The sequence below is a fragment of the Polyangium sorediatum genome, assembly GCF_029946465.1.
Lineage (GTDB): Bacteria > Myxococcota_A > Polyangia > Polyangiales > Polyangiaceae > Polyangium > Polyangium fumosum.
In genome coordinates, this window is record NZ_JARZHI010000007.1 from 152,540 (window position 1) to 167,819 (window position 15,280).

11 protein-coding genes are annotated in these 15,280 nt (G+C 70.3%); 4 read left to right on the forward strand and 7 right to left on the reverse strand.

The features are described 5' to 3' along the window. The first annotated feature begins 763 nt into the window (after positions 1 to 763). The 3 genes from QHF89_RS11405 to QHF89_RS11415 all read left to right on the forward strand — a co-directional run bounded on the left by QHF89_RS11405 (position 764) and on the right by QHF89_RS11415 (position 8,019). Positions 764 to 5,794, forward strand: coding sequence for an AAA family ATPase (locus QHF89_RS11405; RefSeq protein ID WP_284720367.1), 5,031 nt, complete (start codon positions 764 to 766; stop codon positions 5,792 to 5,794). An 88-nt stretch (positions 5,795 to 5,882) separates the two neighbouring features. Continuing rightward, positions 5,883 to 6,578, forward strand: a complete 696-nt coding sequence (locus QHF89_RS11410) for a glycoside hydrolase family 75 protein (RefSeq protein WP_136969366.1) — start codon at positions 5,883 to 5,885, stop codon at positions 6,576 to 6,578. Positions 6,579 to 6,615: 37 nt separating this feature from the next. Continuing rightward, positions 6,616 to 8,019, forward strand: a complete 1,404-nt coding sequence (locus QHF89_RS11415) for an FAD-binding oxidoreductase (RefSeq protein WP_136969367.1) — start codon at positions 6,616 to 6,618, stop codon at positions 8,017 to 8,019. Between the two features lie 41 nt (positions 8,020 to 8,060). Here the strand turns inward: QHF89_RS11415 and QHF89_RS11420 are convergent, their stop codons facing one another. From QHF89_RS11420 to QHF89_RS11445, 6 genes are all read right to left on the reverse strand, one after another. Beyond that, positions 8,061 to 8,315: a hypothetical protein gene (locus QHF89_RS11420; RefSeq protein WP_136969368.1), complete on the reverse strand. Its 255-nt coding sequence runs from the start codon at positions 8,313 to 8,315 to the stop codon at positions 8,061 to 8,063. A 69-nt stretch (positions 8,316 to 8,384) separates the two neighbouring features. Beyond that, complete coding sequence (locus QHF89_RS11425; protein ID WP_284720368.1) at positions 8,385 to 8,771, reverse strand: VOC family protein; 387 nt, start codon at positions 8,769 to 8,771, stop codon at positions 8,385 to 8,387. 34 nt (positions 8,772 to 8,805) lie between these two features. After that, positions 8,806 to 9,501, reverse strand: coding sequence for a helix-turn-helix transcriptional regulator (locus QHF89_RS11430; protein ID WP_136969369.1), 696 nt, complete (start codon positions 9,499 to 9,501; stop codon positions 8,806 to 8,808). Positions 9,502 to 9,555: 54 nt separating this feature from the next. Next, positions 9,556 to 10,068: a DUF1993 domain-containing protein gene (locus tag QHF89_RS11435; RefSeq protein WP_136969370.1), complete on the reverse strand. Its 513-nt coding sequence runs from the start codon at positions 10,066 to 10,068 to the stop codon at positions 9,556 to 9,558. Between the two features lie 85 nt (positions 10,069 to 10,153). After that, positions 10,154 to 11,530: an MFS transporter gene (locus tag QHF89_RS11440; RefSeq protein WP_136969371.1), complete on the reverse strand. Its 1,377-nt coding sequence runs from the start codon at positions 11,528 to 11,530 to the stop codon at positions 10,154 to 10,156. Further along, positions 11,523 to 13,973 (reverse strand): PEP/pyruvate-binding domain-containing protein, encoded by a 2,451-nt coding sequence (locus tag QHF89_RS11445; protein WP_136969372.1) that lies wholly within the window; start codon positions 13,971 to 13,973, stop codon positions 11,523 to 11,525. The genes QHF89_RS11440 and QHF89_RS11445 overlap by 8 nt, the downstream gene beginning before the upstream one ends. Before the next feature lie 99 nt (positions 13,974 to 14,072). On the opposite strand from QHF89_RS11445, the gene QHF89_RS11450 reads away from it, so the two are divergent. Then, positions 14,073 to 14,675: a TetR/AcrR family transcriptional regulator gene (locus QHF89_RS11450; protein WP_136969373.1), complete on the forward strand. Its 603-nt coding sequence runs from the start codon at positions 14,073 to 14,075 to the stop codon at positions 14,673 to 14,675. A 3-nt stretch (positions 14,676 to 14,678) separates the two neighbouring features. Here the strand turns inward: QHF89_RS11450 and QHF89_RS11455 are convergent, their stop codons facing one another. After that, entirely contained in the window at positions 14,679 to 15,245 is a 567-nt protein-coding gene (locus tag QHF89_RS11455) for a hypothetical protein (RefSeq protein ID WP_136969374.1), read from the reverse strand. Positions 15,246 to 15,280: the final 35 nt, after the last annotated feature.

A 15,280-nucleotide genomic window follows, 5' to 3' on the forward strand; every position in this document is an offset into this window, starting at 1 on the left:
GCGCGGAGGGCCGTCTGCCGCGCCGCAGGGCAGAGGACGCGCCCGGGGAGCAGCGGTTCACGACGCCCGAGGTCAGCAGGCGCTCGGACGGGGGCCAGGTTGCGGCACGGCAGGCGGCAATCCGCGGGGAGCGCTCACGATCTTGCAGGGATGCAAGGCCCTCCGCGCCCGGTGCTGACCCCATGAGGGGCCTGGAGCTGAGGATGGGTCTCAGGTTGGGGGCGCGGAGCTGGGGCTTTGCCCCAGACCCCACCGGGGCTATCCGCCCCTGGACCCGGACCAGCCAGGGGCTGGACCCAAGCTCGATGAACTGCGCATCGCGCAGTTCATCGAACAGCCAGGGTCAAGACCAGCGACGATCCTGCCAGCCAAGATCGCAGCGCTGACGTTTCCACCGGCAACGTGCCGCTGCGTGCGACGACCTTCACGGTCTTGCCACGGGCCCGTGGGAAGAACTGCGCATCGCGCAGTTCTTCCCCCTTCGGTCCAGGCCGTGCCTGGTCCGGGGTCGAGGGGGCGGACAGCCCCCCGCGGGGTCCGGGGCAGCGCCCCGGCGCGTGACGTCGACCTCGACGAATGCATCCACTGCGGCGGGAATCCCCCTGCAATATGTGCCTGAAATGCGACAAAGCGGTATGGGGTGATGTGAACCACTGCTCCGCCGACGCCGGAGGCCTGAACAGGGCGCAGAAGCACCTTCTTTTCTTGACGACGAAGCGGCGGCACGCTTCTCATGGCGCCCGTCGCCGCGGGCGGAGGAGCCATGGGAAGCACGTCGGGTATACTCGGGCTCGATTCGACCTTCGAGGGAATCGAAGAGATTGCGCCGGGCAAGGAGCATGTCTGGGTCCGCGCCCGGCGCAAGGATGACGGGACGTCGTGGATCCTTGAATTGACGGGCCTCGAACTCCCGAGTTCCCGTGAGATTGCGCTGCTTCGTCACGAGCATGAGATCCTCGAAGAGCTCGCGGCCATCCCCGGCGTCTTGCACAGCACGGGCCTCGTGCGGGTCGGGCGGCGCTGGGCGCTCGTGTTCCCCGGTGTTGCTGGTCGTCCGCTGCGCGACGCCCTCCGCCACGGCCGATTGCCGCAAAAAACGGCGCTCCGGGTGGTCGTGTCGGTGTGCGAGGTGCTCGCGGCCGTCCACGAAAAAGGCATCGTCCACAAGGACATCAATCCCGATCACATCTTCTACGATCCGGCGACGGGCGCGGTCCATCTCTCCCATTTCGGGCTCGCGGGTCGCATCGGGGCGAAGCTCGCCGGCGCGGTCGCGGCGCAGTCCCTCGAAGGGACGCTCGCTTATGTCTCGCCCGAGCAAACGGGGCGCACGGGGCGTCCCCTCGGCCGCACGAGTGATCTGTATTCGCTCGGCGTCACGCTTTATGAGCTCCTGACAGGCGCGCTGCCGTTCACGAGCACGGATCCCCTCCACCTCGTGCATAGCCATATCGCGCGGACCCCGACGCCGCCGCACGAGCTCGACGCCGACATCCCCGAGGTGGTCTCGGCCATTGTCTCGAAGCTGCTCGCGAAAGAGGCGGACGCCCGGTACCAGAGCGCCTCCGGGCTCGCGGCCGACCTCGTCGAGTGCCTGCTCCAGCTCGACGAGCGCGGCGAGCTCCAGCCCTTCCCGCTCGGCCAGCACGACCGGCGGCGCACCTTCACCGGTGCGTCGCGGCTCTACGGGCGCGCGCGGGAGGTCGAGGCCTTGCGCGAGGCGTTCGGGCGGGCGAGCCGCAAAGGCGCCGAGCTCGTGCTCGTGGCGGGGTATGCGGGCATCGGCAAATCGGCGCTCGTGCAGGAGCTTTATCCGGACGTCGCCCTCGCGCACGGCTATTTCGTCGCCGGAAAGTGCGACCAGTACAACCGCAACCAACCGTTCAGCGCGGTCTCGCAGGCGCTCCGGGATCTGCTGCGCCAGGTGATGGCCGAGCGGCCCGCGGAGGTCGAGACGCTCCGGCATTCACTCGCGGCCGTGCTCGGCGCGAACGCGGCCCTCGTCGTCCCGCTCTTGCCCGAAATCGAGGGCATCCTCGGGCCGCAGCCGGAGGTCCTCGCGCTCGGGCCGTCCGAATCGCAGAACCGCTTCGATCAGGTGCTCCAGGCGCTCCTCTCCGTCTTCTGCCGGCCCGAGCACCCGCTCTCCCTTTTCCTCGACGACCTGCAATGGGCCGACGCGGCCTCCATCCGGTTGCTCCGGCTCTGGCTCACGGATCCGGGGCGGAGCCATCTGCTGCTCCTCGGCGCGTATCGGGAGCAAGAGGTCGACGCGGCGCATCCGCTCCGGCAAACCCTCGACGCGCTCCGGCGCGACGGCGCGCGCGTGACCGAGATCCACCTCGAGCCGCTCTCCTGTGACGACGTGACGTCGCTGCTCGCCGACGGGCTCGAGCTCCCGCCCGACGCGGTCGCGAAGCTCGCGGAGCACGTCGCGCAAAAGACGCTCGGAAACCCGTTTTTCGTGAACCAGCTCGTGCTCGCCATGATCCACGACGGTGACCTCGCCTGGAGCGAGGCCGCGGGGGCGTGGCAATGGGATCTCGAGGCCATCGCCGCGCGCAGCGTCAGCGACGACGTGGCCGAGCTCGTGGCGGCCGAGCTCGGGCGTTTGCCCGCCGACACGTTGCGCGTGCTGCGGCTCGCGGCCTGCATCGGGCACCAGTTCGACCTCGGCGCGCTCTCGCTCGTCGCCGCGCTGCCGCCGGCCGAGCTCGCCGTCGCGCTCCGGAGCGCCGTGCACGCGGGGTTCGTCCAGACGCTCGACGCCAGGGAAGGGGGCGCTCACGAGGCGTCGCGGTATCGTTTCCTGCACGACCGCATCCAGCAGGGCGCGTACCTGATGATCCCCGAGCCGGAGCGGCCGCGCGTGCACCTCGACATCGGCCGCGCGCTCCGGGCGCGCGGGGGGCTCGACGCAAAAGGGGCGCTCTTTTCGGTCGTCGGCCACCTCAACCGCGCCGTGAAGCTGCTCGCATCGGCCGAGGAAAAGCTCGACCTCGCGCGGCTCGACCTCGCGGCCGGGCGGAATGCCAAGACGTCGACCGCTTATGCCTACGCGGTCGAGCTTTTGCGCGTGGGGCTCGGCCTCTTGCCGGAGGACGCGTGGACGACGGAATACACGCTCACCCGTGATTTGCATGCGGCGTGCGCCGAGAGCGAATACCTCGCGGGGCATTTCGACGAGGCCGAGGCGCTCTTCGAAGAAGGCCTGCGCCATGCGCAAGACGAGGTCGAGCGCGCGGCGCTGGAGAGCGTCCGCCTTCGGCTGTACCAGGTCGCGGGGCGCTACGCGGAGGGCATGGTGCTCGCGACGGCGGCGCTGCGCAGGCTCGGCGTCGAGCTGCCCGAGACGGCCGAAGAGGCGAACGCGCAGATCGCGGCGGAGATCGAGCAGATCCCCGCGGGAATGGCGGGGCGCAGCATCGAGGAGCTCCTCACGGCGCCGCGCATGACGGACCCGCGGGATCGGGCGGTGATCACGTTGCTGGTCGATTCCGCGCCTTGCGCGTACATCGGCCGCCCGGCGTTCTTCCCGCTCGTCGCGCTGCGCATGCTGAACTTCTCGCTCCGGCACGGCAACGCGGAGGCGTCCTGCTACGCCTACAGCATCTACGGCTTCATGCGCATCGTGATGTTCGGCGACGTCGCGTCCGGCGTCCGCTTCTCGGAGATGTCGCTGCGGCTGAACGAGCAGTTGGGCGACAAGCGGCTCCGCGGGACGCTCTTGCATCTGCACGGCGATCACATCCAGTTCTGGCAGCGGCACATGCGCGACGATCTGCCGGTGCTGGAGAGCGCATTTACGGCATGCCAGGAGGTCGGCGACGCGGTGTATGCGGGGTATCTCGCATTCGAGACGCCCTGGCAACATTACGAGATCGGCACGCCGCTGCCGGATCTGCTCCGCATGTGCGAGGGGTTCGTCACGTTCGCGCGGCGGACCCACAACCGGCCCGTCGAGCTGACGATCCAGATCGAACGAGAATACTTCCGCGCGCTCACCGGGGCCGCCGTGGGCGAGACGTCGCTCGCGGGCCCCGTGTTCGACGAGGCGGACGCCCTCGCGCAGATCCACGCGGCGAGCTTCGGCTGCGGCATCGCCTTCCACCACATTCTCAGGCTCCTGCAGGCCTACACGTTCGGAAAACCAGCCGAGGCCCTCGCCGAGCTCGCGCACATCCAGCCCGTGCTCGGCGCGGTCATGGCCATGCCCATCGAGGCGACGCTCGCGCTTTACGTGGCGCTCGCGCACCTCGCCTTGGGCGGGGAGGAGCACCTCGAAGCCGCGCGCAAGGAGGAGGAGCGGCTCGCCGCGTGGGCCACGCACGGCCGCGACAACTTCCGGCACAAATGGCTGCTCGTCCGCGCCGAGCGCGCGCGCGTGGAGGGGCGCCTCGGCGACGCGGTCGCCCTCTTCGACGAGGCCATCGACGAGGCGCAGCGCGGCGCGTTCCTGCAATACGAGGCGCTCGGGCACGAGCTCGCGGCGGGTTGCCTGCGGCAGCTCGGCTCGGGCCGCGCGGCGTCCGTGTACGTGGCCGAGGCCATCGACGCCTACGAGCGATGGGGAGCGAGCGCCAAGGTCGAGGAGCTGCGGGGGCGGTTCGGCGACGTCGCGCGGTGGCAACGCATCTCGCAGCCCGCCGGGCGCCTGCGTTTCCCGAGCGACGCGGGCGGGCTCGACATCCAGGCGCTCTTGCGCGCGTCGAGCGCCATTTCGAGCGAGCTATTGCTCGAACATGCCCTCGATCGGGTGATGCGCACGATCCTCGCCTGCGCAGGCGCGCAACGCGGGGCGCTGGTGCTCGAACGCGAGGGGGCGCTTCGCCTGGAAGCCCTGGCGTCGCTCGAACCGGACGAGGTCCGCGTGAAGCTCGACGCCCCGCTCGAAGCGCGGGACGACCTCGCGCAGTCCGTCATTCGCTACACATCGCGCCTCGGCGAGCCTTTGTTGCTCACGGATCCGGCGATCGATCCACGGTTTTGCGACGATCCTTATCTCCGCCGCCGCGCGCCTCGTTCGCTCCTTTGCCTCGTGCTCAAGCAACGCGGCCGCCGGTTCGGCGTGCTCTTGCTGGAGCATTTCGAGGCGCGCGACGCGTTCCCGGCGGAGCGCGCGGAGCTCGTCCAGATCTTGAGCGTGCAGGCGGCCGGCGCCATCGAGAATGCGTTGCTCTATGCGTCGCTGGAGGACAAGACGCGCGAGCTCGCCGCGCACGGAAAGCTGCTCGCGCGTGAGGTCGAGGAGCGCACGGCGGAGCTCCGCGCGGCGAGCGCGCGCACGGAGGAGCAGGCCGAGGTCTTGCGGGCGCAAAGCGAGCGGCTCGAACGAGAGCTCGCGGAGCGCTGCCAGGCCGAGCGGGAGCGCGAGGCGCTGCACCGGGAGGTCCTGCGCGCCCAGGAAGACCGGCTCGCGGAGCTGTCGACGCCGCTCATCCCGCTGACGAAAGGGGTGCTCGTCATGCCGATCATCGGGAGCGTGGATACGGCGCGCGCCCGGCAGATCCTGGAAGCCGCGCTCGCCGGCGCGCACGCGGCGTCCGCGCGCCTCGTGCTGCTCGATCTGACGGGGCTGCGCAGCGTCGATACGGCCGTGGTGAGCACGTTCGTGGAGACGGCGCGCGCGCTCGCGTTGCTCGGCACGGAGACGGTGCTGACGGGGATCCGCGGCGAGGTCGCCCAGGTGCTCGTCGGGCTCGACGCCGATTTCCGCGGCATCACGACACGCTCGTCGCTCGAGAGTGGCATCGAGCACGCCCTCCGGCGCACGGGCGCGGCGTTCCGACGCTGAAGCCCTGCTCCGCGCGCGCCTCGTATCACGCACGATCCGGAAACTGTCGAGGCGACGGCCTTCGTGCCATGATGCCCGCCTCCCTTCGATGCGATACGCCGCCGTCTCCGCCCTCGTCGCCGCCTCGTTCGTCGCGCTCGCCGGTTGTCAGAAAGAGCGCACGAGCGTCGCCCCTGCGTCCGCGCCGCCCGCGGCGCCGGGGGACGTGGCCGCCCGCCTCGGAGCATTGCTCTCGCGTTGTGAGAAGCTCGAGGGAACGACCGAATTTGCGACCGACAAGGGCGGCGCGGCGACGGTTCCGATCTGCAAGCTCGAAGGTGCCTTGTGGTGGACCGCCGACATGGACATCGATTGCGACGGCGGCCAGGGCGCCGCATGCAAGGCGGATCCGTATTACCAGTCGGAGACGGCCGCGGTGGACGCGCGCGGCAAGCCCCTCGACGCGTCGACGTTGCCCTTCGTCGTCGTGCCGAAGTCGAGCCACGGGTTCGATTACAGAGCCCAGGGGCTCAAGATGGGCAGCGTCGTCGCGGTCCTCTACAAAGGGAACGTCGAATATGGCATTCTCGGCGACGTCGGCCCCACGGGCATCCTCGGCGAGGCGTCCTATGCGATGGCCGAGAAGCTCGGCATCCCTTCGAGCCCGATCTCGGGCGGCGTCGACAGCGGCGTGACGTACGTCGTGTTCACTGGCGACGGGTCCGTCGTGACGAAAAAGGAAGATTCGGCGGAGGCCGCGCGTATCGGGCAGGCGCGCGCGCTTTTGTTGATCGGCGCAAATTGATACGGGCCATCTCCACGGCATCCGGAGGCACTTCACGATGCATCAAGACCGCGTTCGCTTCAGCCAGGCCGCGCTCGACGCGCTTCGAACGAACTTCCGCGGCGAGCTCATCGACCCCGATCACGGCCGATACGATGCGGCCCGCGTCGTCTGGAATGCCCGGATCGACCGGCGCCCAGCGCTCCTCGCGCGCTGCACCGGGGTCGCGGACGTCCTCGCCGCCGTGCGGTTCGCGCGGGAGCAAGGCGCGATCGTCGCGGTGCGGGGCGGCGGGCATGACGTCGCCGGGAACGGCGTGTGTGAGGGCGGGATCGTGATCGACCTGTCTCCCATGAAGGGCGTCCGCGTCGATCCCACGCGGCGCACCGTGCGCGCGCAGGCGGGGCTGACCTGGCGGGAGCTCGACCATGAGACGCAGGCCTTTGGGCTGGCGACGACCGGGGGCCAGTGCTCGGCCACCGGGGTCGCCGGGGTCACGCTCGGCGGGGGGATCGGCTGGCTCATGCGCCAGCACGGCCTCAGCATCGACAACTTGCTTTCCGTGGATCTCGTGACCGCCGACGGCCGGCTCGTCACCGCGAGCGCCGACGAGAACGCGGAGCTCTTCTGGGGATTGCGCGGCGGCGGCGGCAACTTCGGGATCGTCACCGAAATGGAGCTGCGCCTGCACCCCGTCGAGCAGGTGAACGTCGCGATGGTGTTCCACCCGTCAACGCGATTCGCGGACGCGCTGCGGTTTTACCAGTCGTTCGTCGCGACGGAGCCGGAGCCCATGACAAGCACGCTGATCCACATCGAGCTCCCGGCCATGCCGCAGATCCCCGCGCACATGCACGGCACGCCCGGGGTGATCATCGCGGCCTGTTACAATGGGCCGAACGACGCGGCGGAGGCGGCCTTCGCGCCGCTACGCGCGTTTGGCCCGCCGGTCGGGGAGCTCGTCAGCCCGATGCCGTATACCGCCCTTCAGAGCATGTTCGATACGGCGCCGGCGGGCGCCTACGGGTATGGCCAATGCATCCGCGCGCGGTATGTCTCCACGCTCGGGGACGAGGGCATCGAGGCCCTCGCGGCGCAACTTCGCGCGGCGCCGTCTGCCTTGTGCCTCTTCGAGATCCTGCACCTCGGGGGCGCGATCGCGCGGGTGGACGAGGACGCGACCGCGTTCCCGCGACGGAACGCCCCTTTTTTTGCGATGTTTCAATCGAGCTGGAAGGACCCGGCCGACGCCGAGCGCCACATCCGCTGGACGCAGGACGCCTGGGAGGCGACGCAGCCGTTCGCCTCCGGCGGCGTGTACGTGAACTTCCTCGACGACGGCGAGCCCGCCGGGCGGGTGCAAGAGGCCTACGGCGAGGCGAAGATGAAGCGCCTCGCCGCCCTGAAGCGCGCCTACGATCCGACGAACTTCTTCCGGTTGAACAAGAACATCACGCCGTAGCGCGAGAGCGCCTTCGGGGCGGACGAGGTCCCTGTGTCCGCTCAGGCGCGGCGCCGGGGCGGCTCCGTGGGGGTGATGTGCACGCCGTGCGTGGGCTCGGCGTGCTCGGCGCCCGGGGGGTGGGGATGCGGCGGCGTGGGCTCGGCTTCCTGCTCCGCCTCGCGGAGCGAGGGCCCCTCGACCGGGAAGCCGCGCGCGTCGAATCCGCGCTCGCGCACTTCGGTCTCGTCGGCCGAGAGCTCGTGATAATGCTCGTGACTAAAGACGGTCGCTCGGTTGGGTTTCTCGGCAGCCATGACGCTGCCCCTGGAGCCCCGAGGACGCCGCGTCGAGCCCCACCCACGCCTCGGGCCGGCGGAGCCTCTCTACCGCGGATTCATGGCGAGGACGAACGGGCGGAGGCGGTGCCCGTCCGGGTCCTCGACCACGAAGGTGAAGCCGAAGTCCATGTCGGTCGGCTCCTGCACCACCTTCAGGCCGAGCTGGGTCCACGCGGCATAGGTCGCGCGGACGGCTTCCTTGCTCGGTTCGCTGAACGAGATCTCGACGCCGCCCGCCGGCTTTGGCGCCGGCTCGACGTCATCAGCGCGCCAGAGACCGATTTTCAAGCCGGTCGGCAGCACATAAAGAACGAAGGTTTTCCCTTGTTCGACCGGCTCGCAGCCGAGGAGCTTCGAATACAGCTCGGCGCTCTGGAGGGGTTCACGGACGGAAAGCAGCAGATAGTTGAGGGTACGCATGGGCATCTCCATCGGGTGGACGGGGAGCGTATGCGCCCTGCGACTGTCAGATTCTGGCAGCAGCGGGAAGGTTCTGCTTGGCGCGCCATTCCTTGATGAGCACGGCGCGGCGGCGCGGGTAACGCTCGTCCTTCCGCTCGACCGACTGGATACGATCGACGCGGAAAGCGCGATAATCCTGCCGGAGCTCGCACCAGGCGGCGAGCACCTGCACCTTGTCGAAGAAGCCGATCAGGAAAGGCCAGACCGTGCGGGTCGTGCCTTCGCCCTCCTGGTCGCGGTAGGTGAGGACGAGCCTTTGCTCCTTGCGGATCGCGACGCGAATCACGGAGGCATCAATCACGACCGGCTCGCCCTGGGCCATCGGCACGGTGAGCGTGGCCGCGTCGACGCTCTGGCGGAGGTCGTCGGGCAGCACGGCGCGGATCTTCGCCACCGCGTCCTCCGCGGCCGAGGCGAGCCGCGCATCGCCCCGCACCACGACCCAGCGCGAGCCGAGCACGAGGGCCTCGATTTCATCGACCGAGAACATCAGCGGCGGCAAGGTGAAGCCGGGCCGCAGCACATAGCCGAGGCCCGGCTCGCCCTGGATGTCGGCGCCCTGCGCCTTCAGCGTCGCGATGTCGCGATAAAGCGTGCGGATGGAAATGCCGAGCTCCTCGGCCAGCGCCGGGCCGGTGATCGGCGCGCGGCGGCGGCGCAAGAGCTGGAGGAGGTCGAGCAGGCGGGAGGCGCGAGACATGGCCAAATCGTATCGGTCACACGCGCGCGTGCTGCCGAGACGCGCCGCGCGGGGTCAGACCTCGAAGAACGGCAGCGAGCCGATGAAGTCGAGCTTGCCCACGTCCACGCCGTTGTGGCGGAGGATCGCGTAGGCCGTGGTGGCGTGGAAATAGAAGTTCGGCAGGGCCATCTTGACCAGGAAGTCGAGGCCCTTGAGCCCCTTGCCCGGCGCGAACGGCAGGACGACGGTGCGGGCCTCGGCGCCCTCGAACTGCGCGGGCTCGAGGGTCTTCAGCCAGGCGATCGTCTTGTCGAGGCGGGCGCGCACTTCCTCGACGGTCTTCTCGTTGTCCTCGAAGACGGGCGGCGTCACCCCGGCGAGGCGCGCGGCCGTGAACTTGGCGCCGTCGCTGATGGCCTGGAATTGCCGCACGAGGGGGTACTGATCCGGCGCGAGGCGCGCGCCGAGGAGCACGTTGACGTCGAACTTCTTTTGCTCGGCGAGGGCCTGCGCCTTGTCGAGCCATGTACACGCCTGGCCCACGATTTGAATGAGCTGCGGAACGAAGGGATCGTAGAGGTTCATGATCGTCTCCTTGGTAGACCGGGACGGGTGTAGCACGCGCCGCCGCGACGTAAACCCCGGCGACGACACGAGCGAAGGGTGGGTTTCAGCGTGCGCTGGCGGCAGGCGCGGGCGTGGCCGCGCGGCCGGGAAGGAGGAAGGTGCAGCCGAGCGTCAGGAGCAGCGCCGCGCCATAGATGGACATGGCCGTGGTGTGCTCGTGCATGATCACGTCCGGCGCCGGGCGATCCGTGAGGACGAGGCCGAGCACCGTGAGGCCGGCGACGCCTCCGATATAACGCATCGTCGAGGTGAGACCGGCGGCCATTCCGCTTTTCTCTCGCGGGATGTCGCTCATCGCCGCAGATTGCGAAGGCGCCGACGAGAGGCCGAGGCCCGCGCCGAGCATCACGAGCGCCGGAATCGCGTCGGAGAGCGCATGCAAGGGACGCAACGCGAGCAAGGCCGTGCCGGCGAGGGCGAGCGAGCAGCCGACGAGCGCCACCGCGCGCGCCCCGAATCGATCGGTCCCGCGCCCCGCGAAGGGCGAGGTCACCACCATCGTGCCCATCATCGAGAGGAGCACCGCGCCGACGTCGCGGGGACCGACGTGGAAGAGCCTGCCGGCCACCTGCGGGAGCTCGAAGATCGTCGAATACATCGCGAAGTTCTGGAGCGCGATGATCAGGCTGCCCCCCACGAACGCGCGCTGCTTGAACAGAGAGAAGTCGACGACGGGATCCGCGACGCGCCGCTCCCATAACACGAAGGGCACGAAGCCGAGCGCGCCGACCACCGCCGCCCAGCGGAGGTGCGTCCGCTCGAGGCCGAGGACGAGCGCCGCGAGCGCAGCGCCGAGCAGGATCGACCCGAGGAGGTCGAAGCGCGCGCGGGGCGCGGCGGGCGCCTGTGAAGCCGTCGGCGCCCCGAGGTGCGCGAGCGCGGCGGCGAGGAGCAAGACCGGCACGTTCACGAGGAAAATCGACGTCCAGCCGAAGTGCCCGACGAGCTGCGCGCCGATCGTCGGCCCGGTGCCCGCCGCGATACCCATGACCGCGCCAAACGCGCCAAACGCACGCCCGCGCAGCTCGGGCGGCAATTCGGTGCGGAGCAGGGCCGTCGCGCTCGGGGCCAGGATCGCGCCGCCCGCCGCCATCACGATGCGCGCCACCGAGAGGGCAGGGAGCACGGGCCAGAGGTAGGCGAGCGCGGCGCCGGCCGCCAAGAGAAGCTGCCCGATGGCGAGCGCGCGCCGGTGGCCGAGGCGATCGCCGAGTTTTCCGCCGGGGCTTTGCAGGACGATGTTCGTGAGGAGATAACTCGTCACGAGCGCCTGCCGCAGCGCGCCGGAGTCGGCCGGGAGCGTGCGCGACATCTCGGGCAGCGCCACGGCGACCATCGTGGAGTTGAGCGGCCCGAGCGCCGCCGACAGCGCGAGGGCCACGAGGAGCCGCACCGGCAGGCGCGACGAGGGCTCAGGCATAGGCGACCTCGCCCGTGACGCCCAGGCGCAGCAGGAGCACGCGGCCCTCCGTGCCGTCGACGAGGATCTCCTGGCCCTCCGTGATGCGCGTCGTGGCGCCGGCGGCCCCGAGCACGGCGGGGATGCCATATTCGCGCGCGACGATGGCCGCGTGCGAGGCCGCGCCGCCGGTGTCCGTCACGACGCCCGCGGCGAGGGTGAAGAGCGGCGTCCACGCGGGGTTCGTGTACCGGCAGACCAGGATCTCCCCCGGCTTCAGGCGCCCGAACTCGCGCTCGTCGCGGATGATACGCGCCCGGCCGCGGACGACGCCGGACGAGGCCCCGGTGCCGCGCAGCTCGCTGTCCGAGGCGCCCTCCGCGCCCACCTCGAACGCCCGCTTCTGCCATTTCCCGTTGACCACGCCGTACGTCGCGCGCCTGCGCTGCACGAGCCGCTTCACCTCGGAGAACGGCGGCGGCCCCTCGCGGAGCCACGCCCGGATCTCCGCCTCCGTCAGGTAGAAAATATCGTCGGGGCTCGGCAGGTGGCCACGCTCGTGGAGGCGACGCGCGATTTCGGCCACGATCGCCTGCATCGCCGAGAACACACGGGCCAGATCGAAATGCGAGCGCTCCCGGAAGACGATCGTCTTCCGCAGCCGCTCCAGCGTGCCGCGGAACGAGCCCGCGAGCCCCGGCACGAAACGAATCCCGCGGGTGACCTCCTCGACCGCCGCTTCGTAGCGCTTGTACCCGGCCTCCTCGGAGGGCGGCTCGGTCGCGTCGAGCAGGCCGCGCAAAAGCCCCCACATGGGCGCGGGATCCTGCCGCCAGGTCGGCGCCGAGAGATACAAGCCCGTGCTCTCCCGGTGCCCATGCTCCTCCAGGAAGGCCTCGACCTCGGCGAGGAAGGCGCGGCCCGCCTCCGACGCGCGCAGATCCTCGGGGTGCCCCTCGCGAATCGCGAGAAACACCTCCGGCCCCGCGTTCGCGGCTTTGCGCGCGAGGTGGTAGAGCGCGAGGTTGACCTCGGACGTCCGGGTGTGCAGGCCCGAGACGAGGTCGCCCATGAGGGCCTCGGCCCGCTTCCTTCCCACGGCGACGGTGACCGGGAGCCGCAGGGCGACCGCGGCGAGCTGGGTGAGGATCCCCTCGAACCGCTTCACCAGGATCTCGCGCGTGGTCACCTCGATGTGATCGGCGCGGCGGAGGAGCGCGGCGTCGTCGAGCGCGCGGAGATCCACCGGCGCGCAGGCCTCGCGGATTCGCCCGAACGCCTCGGTCTCCCACCACCCGAGCCAGTCCTGGCGCAGGCCCGCCGCGACCCGCTGGGGCAACCCCAAGATCCGGAAGGTGGGTCGCGGCGAGGGCAGGACGAAAAACTCCCGCCACACCTCGGCCATCACCGCGCGCTCGTCGGCCTCGTCGATGTCGAGCCCGAGGACGCGCACGGCGTTGACGAGCGCGGGGATCACCATACGGAAGCCCCATTGGTCGATCGGCTTCGGGGCGATGGGGAACCGGTCGTTGTCGTTCGCTTCGAGCATCCTCTGCTGCATGCGGGTGAGCTTCGGGGGCGGCGGGAGCGGCTCGATCTCGGCCGCGCCGAGGGTCGTGATGGGCCGCGACTGGAGGAGGTAGACGGCGTCCCCCTCGAAGGCGAACTCCACGTCCTGCGGGCAGCCGAAATGGGCCTCCAGGTCGAGCCCGAGGCGGCTCAGGCGGAGCACGAGGCTATCGCTCGGCGCGGGGCGCCCTGGCATGCGGCGCTCGCGCTCGTCGATCCTGAGGGGCTCGCGCCGCAGGCGGTACACGTCGCCGGTCGTGTGTCCCGAGACCACCGCTTCGCCGAGCCCCGGCGCGACCTCCAGGAGCATCCGGTCGGCGCGCTGGGCCACCGGGTCGACCGTGAACAGGACGCCGGCGAAATCAGCCGCCACCATACGCTGCACGACGACCGCGATGTCGACCCCCAGGTGATCCACGCCGCGCGCCGCCCGGTAGCCGAGGGCGCGCGGGCTCCAGAGCGACGCCCAGCACCGCCGCAGCGCGGAGACGAGCTCGTCTTCGCCTGCGATGTCGAGGAAGGTCTCGTGCTGGCCCGCGAACGAGGCGTCGGCGAGGTCTTCCGCCGTGGCCGAGGATCGAACCGCGACCCGGGGCGCGCCGAGCGCACGATACGCCTCGCGCACCGCGTGCTCGAGTCCGGGCAAGAGCGCGCCCTTCTCGAAGAGCTCGGCCGCCGCAGCGGCCGCCGCCTCCCAGTTCTGCGTCGCGAGGTGCGGCGTGAGGCGCTCGGCGAGCTCCCACGCGCGCGCGTGCTCGGCGTACGCCTCGGCGCTCACGACGAACCCGTCCGGCACGGAGAGCCCGAGGCGCATCAGCTCGCCGAGGTTCGCGCCTTTGCCGCCCGCCGTGGAGAGATGTGCGCGGGACAGCTCGTTCAAGCGATGGATCATCATGGATGCGGCTCCTCGTCCTCTCGCCAGAAGGACGCTGGCGGGGCGGTGGGGCGCAGCGAACTTGCCCCCCGGGGTTAATAAGTGACAGGCTACTCAGAAATGCCACGCCCGCGCAACACAACTGACACACAGATCCTCGACGAGGCGCGTGCGTGTTTTCTGGAACACGGCGCCGCGGTCTCGACGACGCTCATCGCGGAGCGGCTCGGCATCTCGCACGGGGTGCTGTTCCAGCGCTTCGGCACGAAGGAGCAGCTCCTGCGCGCCGCGCTCATGCCTTCGCCCGAGCAGCCGTGGATGGCCCGGGCGCGCGCGGGCCCCGACGATCGCGACGCGCGCACCCAGCTCCACGAGCTCGCCGAGGAGATCTTCGAGTTCCTCGAACACATCGTCCCGTGCCTCGCGGTGCTGCGCTCGGCCGGCATGCACGCCGAGTCCGCGGCCGAACGGCGGGAGGATCTGCCCCCCGTCCGCGCGCGCCGCGAGATCGCGGCGTGGTTCTCCCGTGCGATCGCGCGAGGCCTCTTGCGCCCGGTCCCGCCGGAGCACGCGGCCGACCTCTTCCTCGGCTCGCTCCAGTTTCGGCCCTTCCACCAGCACCTCTCGAACCAGGGCTTCGACCGGTCCGAGAACCGCGCCTACGTCGCGTTCGTCGTCGACATCATCTGCCGAACGCTCGCGCCGACGACCGAACCCCCCTGACGGTCATGCCTTGCCGAGCGTTCGGGTGGGCATCGAGATGCCGAGCGCGATCACGAAAAAGGGCACGACGAGGCCGCTCTTGAACGCGTGTATCGCGTCGGAGTGCCCGTGCTGGGGGACGACCTGCGCGACGATCGTCGCGAGCGGCCAGGCGGCCACGAAGAGCGCCTGGCCGAGGACCCAGCGTCGCGACTCGACGGGCACGCGAAACGCCCGGAGGACACCAACGACCAGGGAAGGGGCGAAAAGCCACCAGAAAAGCACGGGCCAGGGGAGGGGATGCGCGACGAAGAACCGGCTGAACACGGTCCGGAGAGAAACCTCGGTGAGAGGCACTGCCATCGCCGCGACGAACGCGAGCACAGAGACGATCGCGGCTCGCCTCCGGGGCGACGGTACGTCGAGGAAGATCCAGGTCCACACGAGGAACGACGCGACCCCGATCGGCACCGCGAGGTGAAAATATCCCGCCCAGCGCAGCCCCTCCCAGCCGCGCCACTCGACCTCCAGGCGCCAGAGCGCGCCGGCCAGGAGCGCGAGGATCCCGAGGGCGACGTGGGGGGCGGTCATCGAGGGCACCGTACCACGCGCGCCGCGCCGCCGGA